A 24,192-nucleotide genomic window follows, 5' to 3' on the forward strand; every position below is an offset into this window, starting at 1 on the left:
GTTATCGTTCTGGGCAAGCGGCAAAACACGGCCGCCGCGATCACCTGAGCACGGTGACACCACCCGAGCCCAGCGACACCGGAGTGCAGCGATGACCACAGCAACCCCCGCCGAGTCCGTCACCGAGAAGGCGCCCGAGTGCCTCGTCGAGAAGCGCGGGCACATCCTGATCGTGACGATGAACCGCCCGGAGGCGCGTAACGCGCTCTCGACCGAGATGATGCGGATCATGACCGAGGCGTGGGATCAGGTCGATGCCGACCCCGACATCCGCGTGGCCATCCTCACCGGCGCGGGCGGATACTTCTGCGCGGGCGCCGACCTCAAGAGCATGAACAAGAACGCCCCCGGCGACACGGTCGATTCCGGCGCCTGGAATCCGGCCTCGTTGCCGGCTCTGCTGAAGGGTCGCCGGCTCACCAAGCCGCTCATCGCCGCGGTGGAGGGGCCGGCGATCGCCGGCGGCACCGAGATCCTGCAGGGCACCGACATCCGGGTGGCCGGCGAGAGCGCCAAATTCGGTGTCTCCGAGGCTCGTTGGGGCCTCTACCCGATGGGCGGGAGCGCGGTTCGTCTCGTCCGGCAGATCCCGTACACCGTGGCCTGCGACATCCTGCTGACCGGCCGCCACATCACCGCGCGCGAGGCGCTCGAGTACGGCCTCATCGGCCACGTCGTCGACGACGGAACCGCCCTGGACAAGGCGCTCGAACTCGCCGGGAAGATCGCGGCCAACGGCCCTCTCGCGGTGCAGGGCATCCTCAAGACCATCCGCGACACCGAGGGCCTGCACGAACTCGACGCCTTCGAGATCGACGCGAAGATCGGCATCTCGGTCTTCAAGTCGAAAGACGCCAAGGTCGGACCCCGCGCGTTCGCCGAGAAGCGCGCGCCGGAGTTCACCGGGGAGTAGCGCCACCGGGCAGTCCGGTCGAGCAGCATGCCCGGTGCGCGTCGGTGCTCAGTGGACGACGTCCGATGAACTCCCCGACGACCTACGGGCGCGCAGCACGATCTCGTCGAGGCGCCGACGGTGGTGATTCTCCAGGGGCAGGCTCGCCTGGATCTCGACAATGAGGGCCGCGGCGACGTCCCGGATCTTGACGTTCTCCTGCTGAGACCGCCACCGGAGCACATCGAATGCGCGGTCGGCGTTGACTCCGTAGACCAGCATGAGCATGCCCTTCGCCTGCTCTATCACCCCGCTGCTGTCGCGGAAGGCCCGCACCTGGTCGTCGACGCGCCGTTGTACCACGGCCAGTTCGGCGTCGGTCAGATCGAGATAGAAGCCCTCCGTGCCGATCGTCTCCCCGGTCGCGTCGGTGATGGAGTGGGCGATGACCGCGACCGGGCGGACCCGCCCCGACGTGTCGACGATGCGGTGGCGACTCGAGAACGGTGCGTGATCGGTGAGCATCTCGGCCAGCATCGCGTCGAAGTGGGCACGATCCTCGGGGTGCTTGTGGCGGCGCATGAGTTCGGTGGTCGGCTCCACCTCACCTGGTCCGTAGCCGTGCAGCGCGGCGACCTCATCGGACCACTCCCACTTCTCACCCTCGTAGAAGAAGCGGAAGTCGCCGATGCGTCGGATTCCCGACGGCATGCGGTCGGACGTCTTGTCCGGACGCCTCGCCGGGAGGGCGCCCCGTTCGTGGTCGGCGTCCTCGCAACGAGGGTCGTGGTCATCGTGCTGCACGCGGAGAATTCTATGACCGGCGAGGCCTCGAGGATGGATTTCGGCGGGCACCCGCGTTCGGGAGGGGGATCAGACCAGCGTCGCCAGTTCGCGGATCGTCTCGGCGTCGCGAGCGGTCACCATCAGCATCGTGACGCCGGCCGCCTCCCACTCCTTGATCTGGGCGCGTACCTCGTCGGCCGTGCCGACCAGCATCGTCTCGCGGACCATCTCGTCGGGCACGGCGGCCACCGCCTCGGCCTTCTTGCCGCCGAGGAACAGGCTCACGATCTCGTCGACCGCGTCCGAGTAGCCCATCCGCTTGTACAGCTCCGCGTGGAAGTTCTTCTCCTTCGCGCCCATTCCGCCGACGTACAACGCGGTCGACGGCCGGTATCGGTCGATGGCGGCGGCCACGTCGTCGGTGATCACCACCTGCACGGTCGCGGCCACCTCGAAGTCCTCCCGCGAGCGACGCGCACCCGGCCGTGCGAAACCCTCGTCGAGCCACGAGTTGTACTGGTCGGCGAGACCGAGACTGAAGAAGATGGCCAGCCACCCGTCGGCGATCTCCGCGGTCTGCGCGACGTTCTTCGGCCCTTCGGCGCCGAGCCAGATCGGCACGTCGGCGCGCAGCGGGTGGGTGATCGGTTTGAGCGGTTTGCCGAGTCCGGTCGCCCCGGGTGCGTCGGCCGGGTACGGCAGCGGATAGTGCGGACCCGCGCTGGTCACCTTGTCCTGCCGGGCCAGCACATCCCGCACGACACGCACGTATTCGCGCGTGCGCGCCAGCGGTTTTGCGAATGGTTCGCCGTACCAGCCCTCCACCACCTGGGGACCCGACACCCCGAGTCCGATGATGTGCCGGCCACCGGAGAGGTGGTCGAGGGTGAGCGCGTGCATGGCGAGCGAGGTCGGCGGACGCGCCGACAATTGGGCCACCGCGGTACCCAGCCGGACACGCGAGGTCGCCGCGCCCCACCACGCGAGCGGGGTGTAGGCGTCGGAGCCCCACGACTCCGCGGTGAACACCGCGTCGAACCCGCACTCCTCTGCGGCCGCGATCAACGCGGGCGCGCCCGGAATCGGATCGGCACCCCAGTACCCCAGTTGCAGACCGAGCTTCACCGGCACTCCCTCCTCACCCGGCCGCGCGTTCCCACGGCCTGACATGCACCTTGTGTCCAATACTAGAACGTGTTCTACTCGAGATGTGAGCATGAGCGTAACGTCTCCGGCCGCCCCGAATCCCGACACGCCACATCCCGTCGCCGAGGTGCCCGAGCCGAAGTCCCCCATCCTGACCGCTCCCCTGACCAACTCCTTCGACTACACACGGTCGCTGGGCCCGGTTCTGAGTCAGTTCGCGCTCGCGCTGCGCGACGGCCGGATCATCGGGTCCAAGGGCAGCGACGGCAAGGTGTCGGTGCCCCCGGTCGAGTTCGATCCCGTCACCGGCGCGCAGTCCGCCGAGTTCGTCGAGGTGTCGACGGTCGGCACGGTGACCACCTGGACGTGGAACCCCGAGCCGACGCCGGGCCAGCCGCTGGACACGCCGTTCGCGTGGGCGCTGATCCGTCTCGACGGCGCGGACACCACACTGCTGCACGCGGTTTCGGCCGACTCACCCGACGCGTTGGCGACCGGCCTGCGGGTTCACGCCGTGTTCGGCGCGGCACGCATCGGCCGGATCGACGACATCGCGTACTTCGCGCCCGGCGAGGAGCCCGCCACCGCTCCGGCCAACACCGCGGAGGCCCCCCAGGGCGCCGAGACTGGGCTCGTCGTCATCCCCACCCCGGTCAGCACCGAGATCACGCACTCGGCCAACGAAGAAGAATCCGTCTATCTCGAAGGACTGAAGGCGGGCAAGCTGATCGGCACGCGCATCGGTTCGGGAGTCGACGCCGGACGCGTCTACTTCCCACCTCGCGGGGTCAGTCCCGCCGACGGCTCGCCCGCGTCCGAACGTGTCGAGCTGGGCCACACCGGCATCGTCACCACGTTCTGCATCGTCAACGTGCCCTTCCAGGGCCAGCGGATCAAGCCACCCTACGTGGCGGCGTACGTACTCCTCGACGGCGCTGACATCCCGTTCCTGCACCTGATCCTGGACTGTGAGGCCTCCGAGGTCCGAATGGGTATGCGCGTCAAGGCCGTCTGGCTTCCCGAAGACGAGTGGGAGTATTCGATCGGCAACATCAGTCACTTCGCACCCACCGGAGAGCCCGACGCCGAGTACGACACCTACCGCGCCCACCTGTGATGAAGGACCACCTCTGATGACACTGCCACCGATCGCGATCATCGGCTTCGCACACAGCCCGAATGTCGCCGGTACCCACGGCACCACCAACGGTGTCGAGATGCTGATCCCCTGTTTCGACAAGCTCTACGCCGAACTCGGCATCGCCCGCACCGACATCGAGTTCTGGTGCAGCGGATCGTCGGATTACCTTGCCGGGCGCGCGTTCTCCTTCATCTCCGCGATCGACTCGATCGGCGCCATGCCGCCCATCAACGAGTCACATGTCGAGATGGACGGCGCGTGGGCTCTGTACGAGGCGTGGGTGAAGATCGCGACCGGCGAGGTCGACCTCGCCCTCGCCTACGGATTCGGCAAGGCCACCGCGGGCAACGCCGACCAGACCCTCACCCTGCAGACCGACCCGTACACCGTCGCCCCGCTCCATCCGGACGCGCGGTCGCTCGGCGCCCTCCAGGCACGTGCCGGCATCGACGCCGGCGTGTGGACCGAGGCCGACATGGCCGAGATCGGCGCACGCACCTTCGGCGGTTCGGTCGACGAGCTGCTCGGCCGCGAGTACGTCGCGAACCCGTTGCGGCAGCACGACATCGCGCCCTACACCGATGCCGCCGCCGCGGTCGTGATCGCGAGCGAGCGCAAGGCCCGTGAGCTGGTGGCCAATCCCGCGTTCGTCACCGGGTGGGACCACCGCATCGACACGCCCAACTTCGGGGCACGCGATCTCACGCTGTCGCCCTCCACGAAGGTCGCCGGCGACACCGCGTTCGGCGACCGGAGCCGAGCGGTCGACGTCGCCGAGATCAACGCGTCGTACACACATCAGGAGATCATCGTCCGCAACGCGCTCGGGTTGCCAGACTCGGTGCGGATCAACCCGTCCGGCGGCTCGCTGGCCGGCAACTCGCTGTTCTCCGCCGGTCTCCAGCGCATCGGGTACGCGGCGCACGAGATCCTCAGCGGGAACGCGGGCACCGCACTCGCCCACGCGTCGAGCGGGCCGCTGCTGCAGCAGAACATGGTGGTCACCCTGAGTGCCCAAACGAACTCGGGAGGCGAGAACTGATGGGACACAACAATCGAGCCGCGGTGCTGGGAACCGGACAGACGCGGTACGTCGCCAAGCGGTCCGATGTCACGATGGCCGGCATGGTCCGCGAGGCCATCGACGCCGCGCTCCTCGACTCCAACGTCTCTCTCGACGACATCGACGCGATCGTCATCGGCAAGGCACCGGACCTCTTCGAGGGGTCGATGATGCCCGAGCTCGCGATGGCCGAGGCCATCGGCGCGGTCGGCAAACGACTCATCCGCGTGCACACCGCGGGTTCGGTCGGCGGCTCGACGGCCAACGTGGCGGCGTCGCTCGTCTTCGCCGGAGTGCACAAACGGGTCCTGGCCGTCGCCTGGGAGAAGCAGTCGGAGTCCAACGCGATGTGGGCCCTGTCGATCCCGGTGCCGTTCACCAAACCGGTGGGCGCCGGCGCGGGCGGCTTCTTCGCCCCGCACGTGCGCGCCTACATCCGGCAGTCCGGAGCCCCCGAACACATCGGCGCGATGGTCGCGGCCAAGGACCGTCGCAACGGCGCGCTGAATCCGCTTGCGCACCTGCACCAGCCGGATCAGACCGTCGAGAAGGTCATGAGCTCGCAGATGCTGTGGGATCCGATCCGCTACGACGAGACCTGCCCGTCGTCGGACGGGGCGTGCGCGGTGGTCATCGGCAGCGAAGACGTCGCCGACGCGGCGATCGCCGCGGGCGATCCGGTGGCGTGGATTCATGCCACGGCGATGCGCACCGAGCCGCTGTCGTACGCGCACCGCAACGTCGTCAGCCCGCAGGCCGGTCGCGACGCCGCCGCCGCCCTGTGGAAGGCAGGCGGCATCAGCAATCCCCTCGAGGAGATCGACGCCGCCGAGATCTACGTGCCCTTCTCGTGGTTCGAGCCGATGTGGCTGGAGAACCTCGGCTTCGTGGCCGAGGGCGAGGGCTGGAAGCTCACCGAATCCGGTGACACCGAGATCGGCGGCCGCCTGCCGCTCAATGCGTCCGGCGGTGTCCTGTCGTCGAACCCGATCGGGGCGTCGGGAATGATCCGGTTCGCCGAGGCGGCGATCCAGGTCATGGGCAAGGCCGGCGACCACCAGGTCGCGGACGCCCGCAAGGCCCTGGGCCACGCCTACGGCGGCGGTTCCCAGTACTTCTCCATGTGGCTCGTCGGCGCCGACAAACCCTTGCACTGACGCGGATTTCGTAGCATCCATGCGCGCCATATGCGCATGAATGCTACGAAATTCGTTCGGGCACAGCGCAGGCGAGGCCGTCGGACATTCCGGTGGGCCGGACACCCAGAGACTGGTTGAGGCGCGCCCGCTGGTTCTCCCAGGCGACGGTCATGGCGAGTTCGACGATCTGGGTCTCCGACAGGTGCTCGCCCAGCTCACGACGCAGCTCGGCGAGGTCCTCCCCGACGGCCGGTGTGCGCGTCATCGCCTCGGCGTAACCGATGACGAGCTTCTCCAGGTCGGTGTAGGCCGTCGACTCCCGATAACGCGGGAGGTCGCGGAGCTGCTGCTCGGTGATGCCCGCGCCGGAGGCGAGCGCCGACCCGATGTCGAGGCAGAACTCGCAACTGACCATGCCTGCCGCCTTGAGTTCGGCGAGTTCCTTGAGCTTCGGGTCCATCCGGTTGGACAGCAGCATCGCGCTCTCCATCCCGGCGACCCCGCCGGCCAGCAGCGGCCGCCGTGCCAGATGGCCGACGAGCTCGGTGCGGTGGCGTCGTGCCCGTCGCATGGCGCGTACGTAATTCCGGATTCGATGCAGTGCTCTCATACCCGTCCTTCCTCATCCCGCCCTCGGCTGTAACGCCCGCCCAGGACGAAAGTGACCAGCAACACCAGCGCGGCCACACCGACCGCACCGTGCGCGACCGCACCCCAGGCGAACACGCCGATCTCGTGCACGCCGCGTCCACCCATGACGAGTCCGAGCGGCACGCCCACGATGACGGCGACGGGCAACCACCGCCGGCGCGTCGAGGCGACCGCGATCGCCGCACCCAGGGCGATGAACGCCAGTCCCCCGTCGATCATCGCGTGCTGGTTGTACGGCTCGCCCAGCGACGCCGAGATCCATTCCCCGGCAACCAAGTTCCCCATGCCATGGATGACCAGGACCGCGCCGAGCACGGCCGCGGCCACCTGCGACGCCGACCATCGTCGTCTCGGACGGGCCGAACGCCGGGACTCCAGGCCCCGATCGACCGCGGCGTAGGTCGACGGGGGCGGATCACGGCGTAAGCCGTCGGCGAGCAGTTCGAGTTCGGGTGTCCGGGCACCCGGCATCTCGCGCCCGTCGAGGACGGCCGCGATCCTGGCGTCGAGCAGTTCGGCCGCCGCGACCTCGGCAGGGTCGTACTGCTCGGACGCAGCCGGATCCTCTGGCGTCACCTCGGCATCACCTCCCTCAACTTCGCCACCCCGCGATAGACGAGCATCCGGGCGGCGGTTGCCGAGATCCCCATCGCGACCCCGATCTCCTCAGAGCTGAGTTCGGTGCCGAACCGCAGGGCCACGGCCTCGCGTTCGCGCGCGGTGAGCACCCACAGCCGGCTGCGCACGTCGTCAGCCGCCGCGGCGCGCAACATCGAGGTCTCGGGGTCGCCGTCGGGAGCGGACATCACCGCGGCGTCCACGTCGACCTCGGCGACCGGCACCTCCCGGGACTGCCGCGCCCACCAGTCCGCGACGACGTGCCGGGCTATGCCTATCAGCCAGGCGCCGACGGTGCCGCGCCGATCGTCGAATCGGTCCCAGGAGCGCATCGCCTTCACGAAGACCTCCGCGGTCACGTCGTCGGCATCGACATTCGCGGGCACGCGGGTTCGCACGTAGCGCCAGACCCCCGCCACGTGTTCGCGGTACACCGCGTCGAACTGATCGACCGCGCCCGACTTCGAGTCGTCCCCCCTTCGCCATCGACACCGTGGGCCGTCGGCGACGCCCCGGGCGTCATGGACCCTGCGATACATCTTCCGGCACGGGCGGCCGGCTGTAACGGCAGATGCGCGAACTCGGGCGCCCTCCTCGGCTGGGCGCACAGACGACGGCGGGCGGGACAGGTGAGGAACCTGTCCCGCCCGCGGCGGACCGTGGTGCGACCCTCAGGCCTTGCGCACCGAGTTGATCGTCTTCTCGACCTCCCAGAAGGCACGCAATGCCGACAGCTTCCCGTCCGCGTCGGCGCGGTAGGTGAACACCCCTCGCGCCTCGGAGACGTGACCCGCGATGTGGGTGACGATGCTGCCGATGTAGGCGACCTCGTTCCCACAGATGATCTCCTCGTCGAAGCGGAAGTCGATGCTCTCGGTCGTGCCGATCGACTTGTCCCAGAACTCGGAGATCTGCTCGTGCCCACGGAATCCGACGCCGTCCGGATCGAACATCGACGGCCCGACCGGGTCCTCGACCGTCGCGTCGGCCGCGAAGTTGTCGATCCAGGCCTGCTTGTCCCGCGATGCCACGAACTCACGCGAACGACGTCCCGCCACGACTGCGGGATGGTTCTCCCGGTCGATGCCGAGGTACGCCGGCGTCTCCCGTGGTGCGGTGTCTTCTGCCGCGGTCACTTGGTGCCGTAGTCGACGCGGAGTTCCTTGACCCCGTTGATCCAGCCGTGCCGCAGGCGGCGAGGGGCGTCGAGCTTGGTGATGTCGGGCACCGTGTCGGCCAGCGCGTTGAACATCAGGTTGATCTCCATCCGTGCGAGATTGGCGCCGACGCAGAAATGCGCACCGTTGCCGCCGAACCCGACGTGCGGGTTGGGATCGCGCATGATGTTGAACGAGAACGGATCGTCGAAGACGTCCTCGTCGTAGTTGGCCGAACCGTAGAACATACCGACGCGCTCGCCCTTGGCGATGTCGACGCCGCCGATCTGCGTGTCCCGCTTGGCCGTCCGCTGGAAGCAGTTCACCGGGGTGGCCCACCGGACGATCTCGTCGACCGCCGTCGCCGGACGATGCTTCTTGAACAGCTCCCACTGGTCGGGATTGTCCAGGAACGCATTCATCCCGTGACTGATGGCGTTACGGGTGGTCTCGTTGCCCGCGACGGTCAGGAGGATGAAGAAGAACCCGAACTCGGTCTCGTCGAGCGACTGCCCGTCGATGTCGGCGTTCACCAGCGTGGTGACGATGTCCTCGCCGGGGTTCTTGCGCTTCTCCTCGGCCATCGTGTAGCCGTAGCCGAGGATCTCGGCGTTGGCCTGCTGGGGATCCGTGGTGTAGTCCGGATCGTCGGCGTTCATCATCGAGTTCGACCAGTCGAACAGCTTCTCCCGATCCGACTCCGGCACACCGAGCAGGTCGGCGATGGCCAGGAGCGGCAGGTCGACGGCGACGTCCTTGACGAAGTCGCCGCTGCCCTTTTCCGCGGCCCGGGTGACGATCTCACGGGCGGCGTCGTCGAGCTTCTCCTCGAGCGAGTGCACCGCGCGGGGCGTGAACAGCTTGGAGACCAGCTTGCGCAGACGCGTGTGCTCCGGCGGATCATGGTTGATCAGCAGGGCCTTGGTGATCTCGATCTGATCGGCGGTCATCTCGTCGTCGAAACGCATGATGACGCCGTTGGCGTTGGTTTCCCAGTCCTCGTTGTTCTTCGAGATCTCACGGACATGGGCGTGCTTGGAGATCACCCAGTAGCCGCCGTCGTGGAAACCACCGCCCTTGCCGGGCGCCTGGGCATTCCACCAGACCGGCGCGGTCTTGCGCAGTTGCGCGAACTCCTGCACGGGAATTCCCTGCTCGAGCAGGTCGGGGTTGGTGAAATCCCACCCCTCCTGCTCCATGAACGGGCACTTCGCGACTACGTCGGAAGGGCTCGTGCGCGCAGAATCCGCCGGGGTCGGCTCGCTGCCGATCGGGGCGCTCTGGGCCTGGGTCACGTCACACCACCTCGCTGTGAGATTTAGAACCTGTTTCAATCACATTCAAGCACACTGTGACCCATTCGACACCCCCGGATGAGAACTTGTTCTAGTTCTCTGGTCGCCCCATGGTCCCCACCTGCGACGTTGACTCGTGAACCGCGAGACATCTGTCCGCGTGCAGCAGGGACACGACCTCCGCGACAGCCGTCGGGCGATGGTTACAGAACACGTTGAGCCCCCACCATAGACGCAAACATAGAACGTGTTCTAGCTTGGATCTCAGCGGCCTCGACGTCCCGTCGACAGGCCATGCTCCGTGGGCAACGGAGTTCACTGGGACTAACGAAGGAGTGGCCATGGGCGTTCCGGTCATCGTGGAGGCGGCGCGTACGCCGATCGGCAAGCGCGGCGGATGGCTGTCGGGGTTGCACGCCGAGGAATTGCTCGGCCTCACCCAGCGAGGTCTCCTCGAGAAGGCGGGCATCGACCCCGCGCTCGTCGAACAGGCGATCGGCGGCTGCGTGACCCAGGCGGGCGCCCAGGCCGGCAACATCACGCGCAAGGCGTGGTTGTCCGCGGGCCTCCCGGAGGCGACCGGAGCCACCACCATCGACGCCCAGTGCGGCTCGGCACAACAGGCCAATCACCTGATCGCCGGACTGATCGCCTCCGACGCGATCGACATCGGCGTCGCCTGCGGGGTGGAGACGATGTCCGTCGTCCCGCTCGGCGCGAATGTGGGTACGAATGCCGGCCCGTACCACGCGGATTCGTGGGACATCGACATGCCCAACCAGTTCGAGGCCGCCGAGCGCATCGCCAAGCGCCGGGGCATCACGCGCGCCGACATCGACGCGCTCGGCGAGCGTAGTCAGCGCAATGCCCGCCAGGCGTGGGACGAGGGCCGTTTCGATCGCGAGGTCCTGAGCCTCAAGGCGCCCGAGCGCACCAAAGAGGGCGAGTTCACCGGGAACATCCTCGACGTGAGCCGCGATCAGGGCCTGCGCGACACCACGCTCGAATCCCTGTCCGCGCTCAAACCCGTTCTCGAGGGCGGCATCCACACCGCGGGGACGTCGTCGCAGATCTCCGACGGCGCGGCCGCCGTGCTCATCATGGACGAGTCGAAGGCGCGCGAGCTGGGCCTGACGCCCCGCGCGCGCATCAGGGCGCAGGCCCTGGTCGGCTCGGAACCGCACTTCCATCTCGACGGTCCGGTCCAGGCGACCGGGCGCGTCCTGGCGAAGTCGGGTATGTCGTTGTCCGACATCGACATCGTCGAGATCAACGAGGCGTTCGCCTCCGTGGTCCTCAGCTGGGCTCAGGTCCACGGCGCCGACCTGGACAAGGTGAATGTCAACGGCGGGGCCATCGCGCTGGGACATCCCGTGGGCAGCACCGGCTCTCGGCTGATCACCACGGCCCTGCACGAGCTGGAGCGCCGGGACGGTCAGACCGCGCTCGTCACGATGTGCGCTGGTGGCGCGATGGCCACCGGCACCATCATCGAGCGGATCTGATGCCGGCCTTCGATCCGGACAACAAGCCGGCACGACTGGATTCGCCCGTCGTCAGCAAGTTCATCAAGCTGGGATCGAAGGCGAACACCGCGCTGTACAAGGCCACCGGAGGTCGGATCGGGGGAACCTGGCGAGTCGGGGCGGGCCTGCGCAAGCCCGCCCCGGTGTGCCTGCTCACCACGATCGGCCGCAAGTCGGGCCAGCCGCGGACCGCACCGCTGATCTATCTGCGACGGGGTGAGTCGTTCGTGGTGGTGGCGTCGCAGGGCGGCTCGGCCAAGAATCCGGCCTGGTATCTGAATCTCCGCGACAACCCGCAGGTCACCATCCAGCTCGGCAAGAAGAAGTACGACCTCGTGGCGCGCACCGCCACCGATTCCGAACGCGCCGACCTGTGGCCCGATCTGGTCGACACCTATGCCGACTACGACACCTACGCCGCCTGGACGGAACGGACGATCCCGGTGGTCATCTGCGAGCCGGCCCGCTGAGGCAACAGGACCGCCGGGGGCCCGATCGTCAGGGTTGCCGCCGCACCCAGGTGACGGAGTCGCGGCCGGTCCAGTTCGCGAGCCGCTCGGTGGGTCCGGCCTCGGGGCGGGGTTCGACGACGGGCCCGAAGGGCACGGCGGGGTCGGTGCGGATCGCGGCCGGGATGAACTGTCGGGCCACCCCCAGGGTCGTCTCGGCGAGTTCGGCGTCGGCCTCGGCCGGCCGGCCGGTGGCGACCGCCAGATCCCAAGCGTGGACGAGGGTTTCGCTGACATAACCCCACAGGGCCCCGGCGCCCGGGACCTCACCCCAGGGCATCTGGACCATCACGGAGAGCTTGGTGTCATCCGACCACGAGTCGAGCGCCTGGTCGATGAGGGCCGCGTACGTCTGGGCATCGTACTGCTCGGCGATCGACGCCATCGTGCGGATGTCGGCACCCTCGGCGAGCGCTGCGGCGCGATGCGCGACGGCGACGAGGTGCGCCGACAGGGTCCGGACGTCGAAGTCGTCGCAGGGCGTCGGCGAGTCGAGCTGGTCGTCGGACACTCCCTCGAGCAACTCCACGACCCAGGCGGTGGCGGCGCGGAACGCCGGCCGGGGATCGCCGAGGGCGGGTGTCGTCTCAGGAGCCGGTCCGGAGTTCGTGGTCGGTGCGTTCATGGCATGTCCTCTCGTGTCTTTCGGGTACGAGGACCAGTGAAGTCTCAATACACGACACCTTCTGTCATGTTTTTCCGGAAGAATCTCAACCGTGCGCGCCGAACGTCTCATCGCCCTGCTGATGCTGCTGAAGAAGCACGAGCGGGTGACGGCTGCCGAGCTGGCCGCCGAGCTCGGGGTCTCCGAGCGAACCGTGCTCCGCGACATCGATGCGCTGTCGCTGTCCGGCGTGCCGGTGTACGCCGAGCGCGGACGACACGGCGGGTTCGCGCTGTTACCGGGGTACCGCACCGACCTCACGGGGCTGACCGTCGACGAGGCGACGTCTCTCCTCGCCGGCACCGGACGGGTCGACTCCCCCGCGTTCGCCAGCGCCATGCGTAAGGTCACCGCGGCACTACCCGAAGCGCACCGGAGCCAGGCCGTGCGGGCCGCGCAGCGGATCCTGGTCCGTCCGGAGGGTTTCGTCCGGGCCCCCGAAGTCCTCGACAACCTCCAGGCCGTGCAGATCGCCGTCTTCGAGGGCCGGCGGATCCGTGTCCGCTACCGAAGCCGGGGAGCCGACGCTGCGCGCGAGCACGTACTCGATCCGATCGGCCTGATCGTGGCGGGCGACACCTGGTACCTCGTCGCGGGGTCCCGACGCCGAGAAGCGACCGCGACGCCTTCCGAACGAATGTTCCGGCTCTCCCGGATGAGCGATGTGGACATCCTCGACGAGCCGGCTCATCGCTCCGACGAGGTCGACCTGGCCGAGATCTGGGAGCGGCACCGTGACGCCTTTCGGCGCTCCTTCGAACCGGTCGACGTCGTGATCGACTGCTCGGCCGACGACGCCGAACGAATCGGATCGATCGCCTCGGCAACACATCTCGGTGAATCCGCGGACGGCCGGTGCCGTCTCGATCTCCGGTTCGCCGACCGCCGGCACGCGGTGCGCGCGCTCTGGTCGACGATGTTCGATCACGACTTCGTGGTGCGCGAGCCGGACTGGCTACGGACCGCGCTGACGGCCCGTGCCCGCGCGGCGACCGGCGGGTGACGGCGTGCACGAGGCGTCACCTGCACCGAACGAATGAATCGCCTGGCGACACCTCGGGCCGTGTGGTCTGATTCACGGATGTTCGGGGTTCTCACTCCATGTCGGCACGCACTCGACGACGACCTGATGGACCAGTGGCGCTCTCACCTGTGTGGGGTCTGCCTCTCGCTGCGAGACAACCACGGTCAGTCGAGCAGGCTGACGGTCAACACCGACGCGGTGATGGTCTCGATTCTCACCGCCGCCCAGTCGACGAAGGAGTGCGCGTCCACCGAGGCCGGACGCTGCCCTCTGCGCGGAATGCGCACGGCGACGGTCGTGTCCGCCGACGAGCCGGGCGTGCGTCTCGCCACGACCGCCTCGCTCACCCTGGCCGCCGCGAAGGCCGCCGATGTCGGCAGCGAACAACATCACGCGCTCGCACCCCGGCGTCCGGTCCGCGCCAAGCTCGCGGAGTACGCCGGGGGCCACCTGCGTCGGCACGCCGCGGCCGACACCACGGTCGCCGGCCGCCTCGACATCGACGCCATGATGACGACCCTGTCCCGGCAGGCGGAGATCGAGTCGACGAGCGTCGTGCTCGACGACCTCACGCAACCTTCGGGTGCCGCCGCCGCACAGGTCTTCGCCACTTCGGCGGTCCTGGCCGAGGTCCCGGGCAACCAGGAGCCGCTCCGCGACATCGGTGCCGACTTCGGCCGGATCGCGCATCTGCTGGACGCGGTCGACGACTACGACTCCGACGCCGCCGAGGGGCGATTCAATCCGCTCCGGGCGACCGGCACGTCTCCGGAGACCGCGCTCGAGCAGTGTCGACGACTCGCTGCCGCGATCCGGGCGCGCTATGCCGACCTCTCCCTCGCCGACGACCGCTTGCTGCGCGTGGTTCTGCTCGACGGCCTGCGGCATGCCATTCACAAGCGCATGCATCCGCACGCCGACGCCATCTCCGTCACCGCCGACTCGCGCACCCAGTGGCCTCCGCACCGGCCCTTCGGATATCCCTCCGAGTGGCCCTATCCGCCGCCGTTCAAACCCAATCGTTCATTCGGCGAGCGGATTCTGCCGTTCATCGGCGTCTCCTGCTTCGGCAAGGCCTGCTGCACGGACCACTGGAATCACTTCACCGACAAGTACAAGGACGCAGTCTGCGACGACTGCGACTGCTGCGATTGTTGCGACTGCTGCGACCTGTGACCCGCGTTCTCCGACCGTCCGTACGGGGCGGGGGCCATGCGAATCGGGACCTACCCGACGCCGCGGTCGGAGTCGGCCCAGTACTGAGACCGCAGCGCCTTCTTGTCCGGCTTGCCGAGGGCGGTCAACGGCAATGCGTCGGCGAAGATCACGCGCTTGGGTGACTGCACCGCCCCCTTGCGGTCCTTCACGGACTGCTGAATCTCGGTGACGATGCGGTCCTTCGCCGCGTCGTCGGCGGGGGCATCGCCGCGGAGGACGACGATCGCGGTGACCGCCTCACCCCACTTCTCGTCCGGGACACCGATCACACCGACCTGACCGACCGCCGGATGTTCGGCGACGACATCCTCGACCTCGCGCGGGAACACGTTGAACCCACCGGTGACGATCATGTCCTTGGTGCGGTCGACGATGAACCAGAACCCGTCCTCGTCCTCGCGCGCGACGTCGCCGGTGCGGAGCCAGCCGTCGCGGAAGGTGTCCGCCGTCTGCTCGGGGAGACCCAGGTACCCACCGGCGAGAAGTGGGCCGGCGACACAGATCTCGCCGGGCTCACCCTGGGGCACGGGCTTGTCGTCGGGCCCGAGCAGGGCGGTGCGCAGGAAGGCCGACGGCCGTCCGCAACTGCTCAGCCGACGCTGGTCCTCACCGGGACCCGGATGGTCTCCCTTGGCCAGGTAGCTGATGACCATCGGCGCCTCGGACTGGCCGTAGTACTGGGCGAAGATCGGCCCGAAGCGCTCGATGGCCTCGGCGAGGCGGACCGGATTGATCGGTGACGCACCGTAATACACGGTCTCCAGCGACGACAGGTCACGCGTCTTCGAGTCCGGGTGGTCCATCAGCGCGTACAGCATCGACGGCACCAGCATCGTCGCGGTGATCTTCTGCTCCTCGATGGTGCGCAGCACCTCGGCCGGGTCGAACTTGGACAGGACCACCATCGATCCGCCCTTCATCAGGGTCGGGACGAAGAACGCGGCACCCGCATGCGAGAGGGGCGTGCAGAGCAGGAATCGCGGATGCTCGGGCCACTCCCATTCGGCGAGCTGGATCTGCGTCATCGTCGACATCGCACGCGCCGTTCCGATGACCCCCTTCGGCTTGCCGGTGGTCCCGCCCGTGTAGGTGATGGAGACGACGTGGTCGGGTGAGAGGTGCGCCGCGACAAGGGGCTTCGACTCGAAGCCGTCTGCCTCGGCGATCACGTCACGTGCATGTGCGGCCAGCTGCTCGGGCACCGGCCCGAGCGTCAGCACCTGCTTGAGGCCGGGCACCCGTTCGAGGAGGGCCGCGGCCCGTTCGACGAACATGGGCACCGGATCGATGATGAGGGTCGACACGCCGGCATCGGAGAGCACGTATGCGTGGTCGTCTAGCGAGCCGAGGGGATGCAGTGCGGTGCGGCGCCACCCCTGGGTCTGGCCGGCGCCGATCACGAACAGCACCTCGGGACGATTCAGCGCGAGCAGGCCCACCGCGGTCCCGGTACCGGCTCCCAATCCCTCGAAGGCCTGGATGTACCGGCTGATCGACGCGGCCATCTCACCGCCGGTCATCTCGGTGTCGCCGAGGGACAGGACGGTGCGGTCGGCGTGCCGCCGCAGCGCCGCGACCATCAGGTCGCCCATGTGCGTGCCCCCGCGCAGGTGATCGAAGTCGGCCGCTGCTGTCGTCGTACCCTCGTTCGTCATGTCCACCAGACTAGGACGTGTTACAGCAAGAGGGAAGAATCTCCACGAAAACAGCCGTACACACCGGTAGAACCTGTTCTAGATTCCCGGGCCGCATCGGCCGGCGGAGCCCGCCGCCGGCGGACATGATGTCCACCACATGGTGACGACCGGTGACCTAGGATCGAAGCATGACTGACCTCGACCTCGCCACCACCCGTCGCGACATCGCCGACGCCCTGCTGACCGCCCTCGAACGTCGGCACGAGGTCCTCGATGCCATCGTCGACGCCGAGAATCACGACGAGGCCGTGACCGCGATCGTGGGGCTGCTCGGGAAGTCCCGGCTCGGTGCCGAGGCCATCCTGGACATGAAGCTCGATCAGCTCACCAAAGACGACCGTCGAAAGAACCAGGCCGAACTCGACGACCTCAACAGCGCGCTCACCTTCACGCTGGCCGAACGGCCGGCGAGCAGCGGTGACACCCTCGACCTCCGTCCGTTCGACCCGTCCGCCGACGCGGAGCTGTTCTCGGCGCGCACCAACGAGATCGGCACCGCCGGAGACGGTTCCGGGGCTCCCGCCGGGGATGTCGCGGCCGAGATCAGCGCGGCCACCGCCCGGGTCGACGCCGAAGAGGCGGTCTGGCTGGTCGCCGTCGAGGGCGACTCGAAGGTCGGCTTCGTCTTCGGCGAACTGAAGGACGGCGAGATCGACCTGCGCATCTGGATTCATCCGCAGTTCCGCAAGGCCGGGTATGGCACCGCTGCCCTGCGCAAATCCCGTTCGGAGATGGCCGCCTACTTCCCCGGCGTACCGATGGTCGTCCGCGCGCCGGGCGCCTGACCCGCACCTCCACCCGGAGGGCATGTCCACCGCCCCCCCGGGTGGTGGACACGGCCATCCGTGGTGAGTGCGCTCGGCGATCAGGCCCGCTGGGGCCGTGGAAGCCCGTAGTGCGCGACGATCGCGCGAATCCGATTGTCCTCGTCGACGACGAAGGTCTCCGACACCGTCGCACCCAGCCGTAGCCTCTTGGGTCGGACGTGGACGACGTAGCGCGTGGTCACGCTGTGGCCGTCGACCGTCGCGGTGAAGTCCGAGATCCGATGGATGAGACGGAATTGCGGACCGCGGGCGAGGCTTCGGGCGATGTGGGCGCCGTTGCGACCGGTTCGGACGCCGAACTCCACTCGTGTGCAGTCGGGGTGCAGCGCGACCGCCGATGGATCGTGACTCACCAGGGCGTCGACGTAGGCCCGCGCCGCCGCGATCCGTTCGGCCGAGAAGTCGGCGTGTGGCGTCATCGCGCGCCGTAGACCGGCATCGGAACCGGCGCCTTCGCCAGGATCTCCTCGATCACCGGGCCGAGCTCGGCAGCTTCCCAGCGAGACCCCTTGTCCCGCTCGATGCTTCGCTGCCAGCCGTCGGTGACCGAGATCTTGCCGCCCTCGACCTCGAACACCCGGCCGCTCACCGAACCCGCTTCGGGCGAACCCAGCCAGACCACGAGTGGCGACACGTTCGCGGGATCCATCGTGTCGAAGGAACCGTCGGCGGGCGCGGCCATCTGAGCGGCCATCGCGTCACCGGCACCCATCGTCATCTGGGTGCGGGCGGCCGGGGCGATCGCATTCACGGTGACACCATAGGACCCCAGCTCCGCCGCCGCCTGGATCGTGAGGGCCGCGATGCCGGCCTTGGCCGCGACGTAGTTCCCCTGACCCACCGAACCGTAGAGGCCCGCACCGGAACTGGTGTTGATGATGCGTGCCTGCGGGACGTCGCCGGCCTTGGCCTGGGCACGCCAGTGCGCCGCCGCGTGGCGCAGGCCGACGAAGTGTCCCTTGAGATGCACGCGGACGACCGCATCCCATTCCTCCTCCGACAGCGAGACCAGCATCCGGTCGCGCACGAAACCCGCGTTGTTGACCAGGATGTCGAGGCGGCCGAACTCCGAGAGAGCGGTCTCGACCATGGCCGCACCCGAGTCCCAGTCCGCGACATCACCCACCGACGCGACAGCGTGCCCGCCCGCGGCCACGATCTCGTCGACCACCTCGGTCGCCGGATCCTCGGCGTAGTCGTTGACCACGACCTTCGCGCCGTCGGCGGCGAACGCGAGGGCATGGGCACGGCCGATGCCCTGGCCGGCACCGGTCACGATGACGACACGACCCTCATTCATTGTGCTGGTCACACTCTTTCCTTTCCGAACTTCTCTCGGACCCGATCCGCGCGCCGGGTCTCAGACTGTATTGCCGGCGGTCGCGGCGTCGAGGAATGCCGGTTTCTCGCCACCCCCGTGCACGGTCAGCGTCGATCCGCTGATGTAGCAGGCGAGCGGCGACAACAGGAACGCCACCGCGTTGCCGACATCGACGGGCGTGGCCATGCGGCCCATCGGGATGGTCTCGCCGACCGCCGCGACTCCGGCGTCATCCCCGTAGTGCAGATGCGACTGCTCGGTGACGACCGGGCCGGCCACGACCGAGTTCACCCGCACCCGTGGCGCCCACTCGACGGCGAGTGAACTCATCAGATTGTCGAGTCCGGCCTTCGCCGCCCCGTAGGCCGATGTCCCGGGTGACGCTCGGTGGCCACTGACACTCGAGATGTTCACGATGGCACCGCCGTCGGGCTGCGTCTGCATCACGGCGTTGGCCGCGCGGGCCACTGCCAGCGGGGCCAGCAGGTTGAGGTCGACGATCTTGCTCGCGAATCGAACCGATGCGTCGGCGGCCAGCGCGAAGGGCGAGCCGCCGGCATTGTTCACGACACCATCGAGACGTCCGGCGCGCCGGATGACCTCGTCCACCATCGCCTCGACCGCATCCGCGTCGCGAACGTCGCAGGACACGAAGTCGACGTCGCGGAGGTCGTCGGCGAGGTTGTCGGCGTTGCGGCCACAGATCACCGGTCGGGCGCCGAGCGAGCCCAGGACACGGGTGATCCCCGCACCCACCCCGCGACCCCCGCCGGTGACCAACACGACCTTTCCGACCAGGCCCAGCTCGACCTGTGACTGCGTCTGCATGGGTGCTACCCTACCAAACAACCAAGCACTTGCTTGGTGCGCTTCCGCAGTCCTCTGGGCTGTCCGAACCGCCCCATGAGAGGAGCCCGCGTGCCGATCACCACGACACGTTCCGATACCGGGATCGTGACGGTCACCGTCGACTACCCGCCGGTCAACGCGCTGCCATCGGCCGCGTGGTTCGAACTCGGCGACGCCATCACCGCCGCGGGATCGGACCCGACCACCCACGTGGTGGTGCTGCGTGCCGAGGGTCGCGGCTTCAACGCGGGCGTCGACATCAAGGAGATGCAGGCGACCGACGGATTCGACGCGTTGATCGGCGCCAACCGCGGATGCGCCGCCGCGTTCGGTGCGGTCTACGACTGCGCCGTACCCGTCGTCGTCGCCGTGAACGGGTTCTGCGTGGGCGGGGGCATCGGACTCGTCGGGAACGCCGACGTCATCGTGGCGTCCGACGACGCCGTCTTCGGTCTGCCCGAGGTCGATCGCGGAGCGCTCGGCGCGGCAACACATCTCGCGCGTCTCGTGCCACAGCACATGATGCGAACCCTCTACTTCACCGCCAAGAACGTCACCGCCCAGCAACTCGAGCACTTCGGGTCGGTGTATCGGGTCGTGCCCCGCGAGGAGCTGCTCGACGCCGCACTCGAGATCGCGGAGGCCATCGCCGCCAAGGACACCCGGGTGATCCGCGCCGCCAAGGAGGCGATCAACAAGATCGATCCCGTCGACGTCAAGGCGAGTTACCGCCTCGAACAGGGATACACCTTCGAGCTGAACCTGGCCGGTGTCGCCGACGAACACCGCGATGCCTTCGTGTCGACCGGCAAGCCGCTCGCCGCGAATTCCGCTTCGGATGGAGGACGTGCCTGAGATGCCCACCGACAAGACAAGCACTTTCGACGACGTCATCGCCGAGCTGCGCGACGGCATGACCATCGGCATCGGCGGATGGGGTTCGCGCCGTAAGCCGATGGCGCTCGTGCGCGCACTCGCCCGGTCCGACGTCAAGGACCTCACCGTGGTCACCTACGGCGGACCCGACCTCGGATTGCTCTGCGCCGCAGGCAAGGTGCGCCGCGCGTACTACGGCTTCGTCTCACTCGACTCGGCCCCGTTCTACGATCCGTGGTTCGCCAAGGCGCGCACGAACGGCGAGATCGAGGTCCGCGAGATGGACGAGGGAATGGTGAAATGCGGCCTGGAGGCAGCCGCCGCGCGCGTGCCGTTCCTGCCCATCCGCGCCGGCCTCGGCTCCGACGTCCTCAACTTCTGGGAAGGCGAGCTGAAGACCGTCACCTCGCCCTATCCCGACGCCGACGGTCGTACTCAGACGCTGGTCGCCATGCCGGCGCTGACGCTCGACGCCGCCTTCGTGCACCTGGATCTGGCCGACGTCCACGGCAACGCCGCCTACACCGGTGTCGACCCGTACTTCGACGATCTCTACTGCGCCGCGGCTCAGCGTCGCTACCTCGAGGCCGATCAGATCGTCTCGACCGAGGTGCTCGTCAAGACCGTTCCGCATCAGCGTCTCCTGCTCAACCGCATGGCCGTCGACCGGGTTGTCCAAGCGCCCAACGGGGCCCACTTCACGTTCGCCGGGGAGTACGGGCGGGACGAGAAATTCCAGCAGTTCTACGTCGCGTCCGCGAAGGAACCCGAGACGTGGGAGGCGTTCTCGCGCCGATTCCTCGACGTCGACGAGCAGACGTACCAGCGAGAAGTGGCCGCGTGGCAGGACGAGCAGAAGGAGACCGGACAGTGAGCACCGCCGAAACCGCGACCACGCCCGGCGATTCCCCCGCGCCGGAGGAACCCACACGCGCCGAGTACTGCGTCATCTCGTGTGCCGACATCTTCGCCGGCGCCGGCGAGATCATGGCATCGCCGATGGCACCCACTCCCCTGCTCGGCGCCCGGCTGGCGCGCCTCACCACCGAACCCGACCTGCTGATCACCGATGGCGAGGCGCTGATCCTCGCCGACACCCCGCCGATCGGCAAGACCGGGCCGATCGAGGGCTGGATGCCCTTCCGGAAGGTCTTCGACGTCGTGGCGTCGGGCCGTCGTCATGTGGTGATGGGCGCCAACCAGATCGACCGGTACGGAAACCAGAATCTGTCGGCCTTCGGCCCGTTGCAACGTCCCACCCGCCAGATGTTCGGTGTGCGCGGCGCGCCCGGGAACACCATCAACCACCCCACCAGCTACTGGGTGCCCCGCCACACGGCGCGCGTCTTCGGCGAGTCCGTCGACATCGTGTCGGGCGTCGGCTTCGACAAGGTCGATCCGGAGAACCCAGCCTTCGACGACCTGAACATCCACCGCGTCGTCACCAATCTCGGCGTCTTCGACTTCGGCGGGCCGGGCCACACCATGCGCGCGCTGTCGCTGCATCCCGGGGTCGTTGCCGACGAGGTGGCCGAGAACACCGGCTTCGAGATCGCGGGTCTTGCCGACGCACCGGCAACGCGCCGGCCGACGGCGGAGGAGCTCGGCCTGATCCGGGACGTCCTCGACCCGAAGGGCGTCCGCAACAAGGAGGTCCGATGAGCGGCCCCACCGCCGCGCAGCCGAGCCCGGCACGCGCGGCGGGACTGTCGACCCCGTTCACCCGGCTCGTCGGGATCGAGTACCCGATCGTCCAGACCGGGATGGGCTGGGTGTCCGGCCCGTCGCTGACGTCGGCCACCTCGAACGCGGGCGGGCTGGGAATCCTGGCGTCGGCCACGATGACCTTCGCCGAACTCGAAACGGCCATCGGGAAGACGAAGTCGTTGACCGACAAGCCGTTCGGCGTGAACATGCGCGCCGACGCCACCGATGCCCCGGCTCGGATCGACCTGCTGATCCGCGAGGGCGTCAAGGTCGCATCCTTCGCGCTCGCACCCAAACCCGAACTCATCGCCAAACTCAAGGACCACGGCATCGTCGTGATCCCGTCGATCGGTGCTGCCAAACACGCCGTCAAGGTCGCATCCTGGGGTGCCGACGCGGTGATCGTGCAGGGCGGCGAGGGCGGCGGCCACACCGGGCCGGTCGCCACCACGCTGCTCCTGCCGTCAGTGCTGGATGCGTTGGCCGCCAAGGGTATCGACATGCCGGTGGTGGCGGCAGGCGGGTTCTTCGACGGTCGCGGACTCGCCGCCGCGCTCGCCTACGGCGCTCAAGGCGTCGCGATGGGCACCCGGTTCCTGCTGACGTCGGACAGCGCGGTGCCCGACTCGGTCAAGCAGGAGTACCTCGCACGTGGTCTCAACGACACCGTCGTCTCGGTGAAGGTCGACGGCATGCCGCACCGGGTGTTGCGTACACCGTTGGTGGAGGCGCTGGAGAACGGGAGCCCGGTCAAGGCACTCGTCGCCGCGGCCCGAAACGCCAACGAGTTCAAGCAGATGACCGGGATGCGCTGGACGACGATGCTCAAAGACGGACGCACGATGAAGAAGTCGGGCGAACGCACGTGGCAGCAGGTGATCATGGCCGGCAACACCCCCATGTTGCTCAAGGCCGGCCTCGTCGAGGGCGACACCCGCGCCGGGGTGCTCGCCTCCGGCCAGGTGGTCGGGATGATCGAGGACCTGCCGAGCTGTGACGAGCTGATCCAGTCGATCATGACCCAGGCGCACGAACGGCTGAAGGGCCTCGGGGCGCTGGGTTAGGGCCGGTGGCTTTCGAGGCCTTCGAGGCTCGTCGCTATCGCTCCTCGCACCTCAGGCAGCGGAAGGCGCCCCCTGAGGAGGCCCGGAGCGTGCCGCCGGTAGGTTCGCATCGTGACGAACCCCGATGTCCTCCGCCTGGATTCGGTCGACTTCGTGCGGCAGTCCCGCGCGATCCTCACCGACATCGACCTCACCATCCGGGCCGGCGAGCGGTGGGCGCTCATCGGTCCGAACGGTGCGGGCAAGTCGACGATCCTGAGCCTCTGCGGCGCTCAGGAACATCCGACGCGCGGCAGCGTTCACGTCCTCGGACACCAGCTGGGGCGGGTCGAGACCCGGAAGCTCCGTGAGTCCATCGGCCACGTCAATCCCAGGCATCCGCTGCGGTCGCCGCTGACGATCCGCGAGGTCGTGCTCACCGGCGCTACCGGAACCACCGAGCTGATGGATCGCAGGCAACCGACCCCGGAGACTCTCGCCCGGGCCGACGAGTTGATCGAGACGCTCGGCCTGAGCGCCCTCGCGTCGGCGCCGTGGACGAACCTGTCGCAGGGCGAACGCGGCCGGACGCTGATCGCCCGCGCGCTGCTGCCCGATCCACGCCTCCTGCTGCTCGACGAGCCGTCGACCGGTCTCGACGTCGCCGCCCGCGAGCGACTCCTGCAGACCGTCGACCGACTCCACCGGACCCACCACGACCTCGCGACGGTGCTCGTCACCCATCACCTCGAGGAACTGCCCGAGACGACGACGCACGCCGTCCTGGTGACCGGCGGCCGGGTCCTCGCCGCGGGCCCGGTCCACGACGTCCTGACCACCGCGCTGGTGACCGAGTGCTTCGACCACCCCATCGAGATCACCCACCGCGACGGGCGATGGTCGGCGCGAGGCGCCCGCGACTGACCCTTCGTGACGGCCCTCCGCAAGCTCCGGACCTCCTCAGGGAGCAGGGGTGACGGCCCTCAGGACCACCCCTCTGCTCCCTGAGGTGCGAGCGCAGCGAGCCACGAAGGGCATGGTGA

At 68.4% G+C, this 24,192-nt stretch carries 26 protein-coding genes; 14 read left to right on the forward strand and 12 right to left on the reverse strand.

The window, feature by feature from the left end; all coding sequences use genetic code 11:
* The first annotated feature begins 91 nt into the window (after nt 1-91).
* Nucleotides 92-913 carry a crotonase/enoyl-CoA hydratase family protein gene (locus AC3B6C_RS01925; RefSeq protein ID WP_488374703.1) on the forward strand — a complete coding sequence of 274 codons (822 nt, stop codon included), beginning with the start codon at nt 92-94 and terminating at the stop codon, nt 911-913.
* 48 nt (nt 914-961) lie between these two features.
* Here the strand turns inward: AC3B6C_RS01925 and AC3B6C_RS01930 are convergent, their stop codons facing one another.
* The gene (locus AC3B6C_RS01930; protein WP_083888994.1) at nt 962-1,696 is read right to left on the reverse strand and encodes a PAS and ANTAR domain-containing protein; all 735 of its coding nucleotides are present in this window, start codon (nt 1,694-1,696) and stop codon (nt 962-964) included.
* A gap of 69 nt (nt 1,697-1,765) precedes the next feature.
* A complete protein-coding gene (locus tag AC3B6C_RS01935) occupies nt 1,766-2,803 on the reverse strand; it encodes an LLM class F420-dependent oxidoreductase (RefSeq protein WP_010840648.1) in 1,038 nt (345 codons plus the stop codon).
* Between the two features lie 91 nt (nt 2,804-2,894).
* Here AC3B6C_RS01935 and AC3B6C_RS01940 point away from each other — a divergent pair, with 91 nt between their 5' ends.
* From AC3B6C_RS01940 to AC3B6C_RS01950, 3 genes are read left to right on the forward strand one after another with little or no spacing between them, the layout of a single operon-like run.
* Nucleotides 2,895-3,941 (forward strand): OB-fold nucleic acid binding domain-containing protein, encoded by a 1,047-nt coding sequence (locus AC3B6C_RS01940; protein WP_488374704.1) that lies wholly within the window; start codon nt 2,895-2,897, stop codon nt 3,939-3,941.
* Nucleotides 3,942-3,957: 16 nt separating this feature from the next.
* The gene (locus tag AC3B6C_RS01945; RefSeq protein ID WP_010840650.1) at nt 3,958-5,007 is read left to right on the forward strand and encodes a thiolase domain-containing protein; all 1,050 of its coding nucleotides are present in this window, start codon (nt 3,958-3,960) and stop codon (nt 5,005-5,007) included.
* Nucleotides 5,007-6,185, forward strand: a complete 1,179-nt coding sequence (locus AC3B6C_RS01950) for a thiolase domain-containing protein (protein ID WP_010840651.1) — start codon at nt 5,007-5,009, stop codon at nt 6,183-6,185. Before AC3B6C_RS01945 ends, AC3B6C_RS01950 begins: the two co-directional genes overlap by 1 nt.
* Before the next feature lie 43 nt (nt 6,186-6,228).
* Here the strand turns inward: AC3B6C_RS01950 and AC3B6C_RS01955 are convergent, their stop codons facing one another.
* From AC3B6C_RS01955 to AC3B6C_RS01975, 5 genes are all read right to left on the reverse strand, one after another.
* Nucleotides 6,229-6,777 (reverse strand): carboxymuconolactone decarboxylase family protein, encoded by a 549-nt coding sequence (locus AC3B6C_RS01955; RefSeq protein WP_488374705.1) that lies wholly within the window; start codon nt 6,775-6,777, stop codon nt 6,229-6,231.
* Nucleotides 6,774-7,394: a hypothetical protein gene (locus tag AC3B6C_RS01960; protein ID WP_488374706.1), complete on the reverse strand. Its 621-nt coding sequence runs from the start codon at nt 7,392-7,394 to the stop codon at nt 6,774-6,776. Before AC3B6C_RS01960 ends, AC3B6C_RS01955 begins: the two co-directional genes overlap by 4 nt.
* Nucleotides 7,391-7,870 carry an RNA polymerase sigma factor gene (locus AC3B6C_RS01965; RefSeq protein WP_055474536.1) on the reverse strand — a complete coding sequence of 160 codons (480 nt, stop codon included), beginning with the start codon at nt 7,868-7,870 and terminating at the stop codon, nt 7,391-7,393. The genes AC3B6C_RS01960 and AC3B6C_RS01965 overlap by 4 nt, the downstream gene beginning before the upstream one ends.
* A 237-nt stretch (nt 7,871-8,107) precedes the next feature.
* Nucleotides 8,108-8,572 (reverse strand): nuclear transport factor 2 family protein, encoded by a 465-nt coding sequence (locus AC3B6C_RS01970; RefSeq protein ID WP_010840655.1) that lies wholly within the window; start codon nt 8,570-8,572, stop codon nt 8,108-8,110.
* Nucleotides 8,569-9,888 (reverse strand): cytochrome P450, encoded by a 1,320-nt coding sequence (locus tag AC3B6C_RS01975; protein WP_035716895.1) that lies wholly within the window; start codon nt 9,886-9,888, stop codon nt 8,569-8,571. The genes AC3B6C_RS01970 and AC3B6C_RS01975 overlap by 4 nt, the downstream gene beginning before the upstream one ends.
* A 341-nt stretch (nt 9,889-10,229) precedes the next feature.
* On the opposite strand from AC3B6C_RS01975, the gene AC3B6C_RS01980 reads away from it, so the two are divergent.
* On the forward strand, nt 10,230-11,393 hold the full coding sequence (locus AC3B6C_RS01980; RefSeq protein ID WP_488374707.1) for a steroid 3-ketoacyl-CoA thiolase: 1,164 nt from the start codon (nt 10,230-10,232) through the stop codon (nt 11,391-11,393).
* On the forward strand, nt 11,393-11,884 hold the full coding sequence (locus AC3B6C_RS01985; RefSeq protein ID WP_488374708.1) for a nitroreductase family deazaflavin-dependent oxidoreductase: 492 nt from the start codon (nt 11,393-11,395) through the stop codon (nt 11,882-11,884). Before AC3B6C_RS01980 ends, AC3B6C_RS01985 begins: the two co-directional genes overlap by 1 nt.
* A gap of 28 nt (nt 11,885-11,912) precedes the next feature.
* Here the strand turns inward: AC3B6C_RS01985 and AC3B6C_RS01990 are convergent, their stop codons facing one another.
* Nucleotides 11,913-12,548, reverse strand: a complete 636-nt coding sequence (locus AC3B6C_RS01990; RefSeq protein WP_488374709.1) for a TIGR03086 family metal-binding protein — start codon at nt 12,546-12,548, stop codon at nt 11,913-11,915.
* Nucleotides 12,549-12,639: 91 nt separating this feature from the next.
* Between AC3B6C_RS01990 and AC3B6C_RS01995 the strand changes: the two genes are divergently transcribed.
* Together AC3B6C_RS01995 and AC3B6C_RS02000 are read left to right on the forward strand one after the other, a co-directional pair.
* Nucleotides 12,640-13,590 (forward strand): helix-turn-helix transcriptional regulator, encoded by a 951-nt coding sequence (locus AC3B6C_RS01995; protein ID WP_488374710.1) that lies wholly within the window; start codon nt 12,640-12,642, stop codon nt 13,588-13,590.
* Between the two features lie 78 nt (nt 13,591-13,668).
* A complete protein-coding gene (locus AC3B6C_RS02000) occupies nt 13,669-14,787 on the forward strand; it encodes a DUF5685 family protein (RefSeq protein WP_488358175.1) in 1,119 nt (372 codons plus the stop codon).
* Between the two features lie 50 nt (nt 14,788-14,837).
* Here the strand turns inward: AC3B6C_RS02000 and fadD8 are convergent, their stop codons facing one another.
* Nucleotides 14,838-16,484, reverse strand: a complete 1,647-nt coding sequence (gene fadD8 / locus AC3B6C_RS02005) for a fatty-acid--CoA ligase FadD8 (RefSeq protein WP_488374711.1) — start codon at nt 16,482-16,484, stop codon at nt 14,838-14,840.
* Between the two features lie 170 nt (nt 16,485-16,654).
* On the opposite strand from fadD8, the gene AC3B6C_RS02010 reads away from it, so the two are divergent.
* Nucleotides 16,655-17,311: an acetyltransferase gene (locus AC3B6C_RS02010; protein ID WP_010840663.1), complete on the forward strand. Its 657-nt coding sequence runs from the start codon at nt 16,655-16,657 to the stop codon at nt 17,309-17,311.
* Nucleotides 17,312-17,391: 80 nt separating this feature from the next.
* Here the strand turns inward: AC3B6C_RS02010 and AC3B6C_RS02015 are convergent, their stop codons facing one another.
* The 3 genes from AC3B6C_RS02015 to AC3B6C_RS02025 are packed head-to-tail and all read right to left on the reverse strand — an operon-like array spanning nt 17,392 to nt 19,502.
* Nucleotides 17,392-17,772 (reverse strand): DUF8021 domain-containing protein, encoded by a 381-nt coding sequence (locus AC3B6C_RS02015; protein WP_488374712.1) that lies wholly within the window; start codon nt 17,770-17,772, stop codon nt 17,392-17,394.
* Nucleotides 17,769-18,653 carry an SDR family oxidoreductase gene (locus tag AC3B6C_RS02020; RefSeq protein ID WP_055474393.1) on the reverse strand — a complete coding sequence of 295 codons (885 nt, stop codon included), beginning with the start codon at nt 18,651-18,653 and terminating at the stop codon, nt 17,769-17,771. The genes AC3B6C_RS02015 and AC3B6C_RS02020 overlap by 4 nt, the downstream gene beginning before the upstream one ends.
* A gap of 60 nt (nt 18,654-18,713) precedes the next feature.
* Nucleotides 18,714-19,502, reverse strand: coding sequence for an SDR family oxidoreductase (locus tag AC3B6C_RS02025; protein ID WP_488374713.1), 789 nt, complete (start codon nt 19,500-19,502; stop codon nt 18,714-18,716).
* A gap of 90 nt (nt 19,503-19,592) precedes the next feature.
* Between AC3B6C_RS02025 and echA20 the strand changes: the two genes are divergently transcribed.
* The 5 genes from echA20 (at nt 19,593) to AC3B6C_RS02050 (ending at nt 24,073) form a co-directional block, all read left to right on the forward strand.
* A complete protein-coding gene (gene echA20 / locus AC3B6C_RS02030; RefSeq protein ID WP_488374714.1) occupies nt 19,593-20,378 on the forward strand; it encodes a (7aS)-7a-methyl-1,5-dioxo-2,3,5,6,7,7a-hexahydro-1H-indene-carboxyl-CoA hydrolase in 786 nt (261 codons plus the stop codon).
* Nucleotide 20,379: 1 nt separating this feature from the next.
* Nucleotides 20,380-21,273 carry a CoA transferase subunit A gene (locus AC3B6C_RS02035; RefSeq protein WP_010840668.1) on the forward strand — a complete coding sequence of 298 codons (894 nt, stop codon included), beginning with the start codon at nt 20,380-20,382 and terminating at the stop codon, nt 21,271-21,273.
* Nucleotides 21,270-22,061, forward strand: coding sequence for a CoA-transferase subunit beta (locus AC3B6C_RS02040; RefSeq protein WP_488374715.1), 792 nt, complete (start codon nt 21,270-21,272; stop codon nt 22,059-22,061). The genes AC3B6C_RS02035 and AC3B6C_RS02040 overlap by 4 nt, the downstream gene beginning before the upstream one ends.
* Nucleotides 22,058-23,170 carry an NAD(P)H-dependent flavin oxidoreductase gene (locus tag AC3B6C_RS02045; protein ID WP_010840670.1) on the forward strand — a complete coding sequence of 371 codons (1,113 nt, stop codon included), beginning with the start codon at nt 22,058-22,060 and terminating at the stop codon, nt 23,168-23,170. Before AC3B6C_RS02040 ends, AC3B6C_RS02045 begins: the two co-directional genes overlap by 4 nt.
* Nucleotides 23,171-23,281: 111 nt before the next feature.
* Nucleotides 23,282-24,073, forward strand: a complete 792-nt coding sequence (locus AC3B6C_RS02050; RefSeq protein WP_488374716.1) for an ABC transporter ATP-binding protein — start codon at nt 23,282-23,284, stop codon at nt 24,071-24,073.
* Nucleotides 24,074-24,192 lie beyond the last annotated feature (119 nt).

The organism is Gordonia sp. 11cp (assembly GCF_057767225.1).